The sequence below is a fragment of the Cellulomonas biazotea genome (genome assembly GCF_004306155.1).
Classification (GTDB): domain Bacteria; phylum Actinomycetota; class Actinomycetes; order Actinomycetales; family Cellulomonadaceae; genus Cellulomonas; species Cellulomonas biazotea.
Genome location: NZ_BIMR01000397.1, coordinates 1 through 662, shown reverse-complemented (window position 1 = coordinate 662; position 662 = coordinate 1). Strand labels below are relative to the sequence as shown.

Genomic DNA, 662 nt, shown 5'->3' with positions numbered 1-662 from the left:
GACCCCGTCGCGCGCGTCGACCCCGCGGCCGGCCGACGCCGCCCCGGCGAGTGCCCGCACCTCGCTCGCGTTGCCGCGCACGACCGCGGGACGCTCCGTCAGGAGGCGCGCGGCAAGCCGCGTCCGCACCGACAGGACGCCCACGGCGACGGGGTCGAGGACCCACGGCGTGCGGGCACCGACGGCCACCGCGACGGTCGGCTCGACGCACGCGCGCTGGTCCGGACCGGGCGTGCCGAGGTTGACGAGCAGGGCGCCGGCCACGCCGGCCAGCTCCTCGGCCTCGCCGGGGACCGCCGCCATCGCGGGCGACGCCCCGACCGCGAGCAGCGCGTTGGCGACGAGGTTCGTCGTGACCTCGTTGGTCAGGCACTGCACGAGCGGCGTGCTCGCGCGCAGCTGGAGGAGCGCCTCCCCGGCGGCGTCCGCCAGGGCGAGCGTCCCGCTCGTCTCCGGGTCGCGCGGGAGCGCGGGCGGTGCCGTCGTGGGGTCGGGCGGGAGAACGGGTGCAGACGTCATCGACGTGACATCCCTTCGCTAGTACGAACTAGATCAGGTTCGACGGGTGTGATCTCAGCCCCTCGCCCGGTGGGCGGTGCGGGGCACCCCGTGTCAGTGGTCGTCAGGCTAGCAGGCGTGCCGACGGCCCGTCGGCCCACCGC

General features: G+C 76.6%; 1 protein-coding gene and 1 riboswitch. The gene reads right to left on the bottom strand.

From position 1 onward, the window contains the following. Positions 1-519 (bottom strand): hydroxyethylthiazole kinase (locus tag CBZ_RS19190; protein WP_246013553.1); only part of this gene is annotated, 519 nt, incomplete at its 3' end. Beyond that, positions 513-620: riboswitch (TPP riboswitch) on the bottom strand. (Overlaps the previous gene by 7 nt.) Positions 621-662 lie beyond the last annotated feature (42 nt).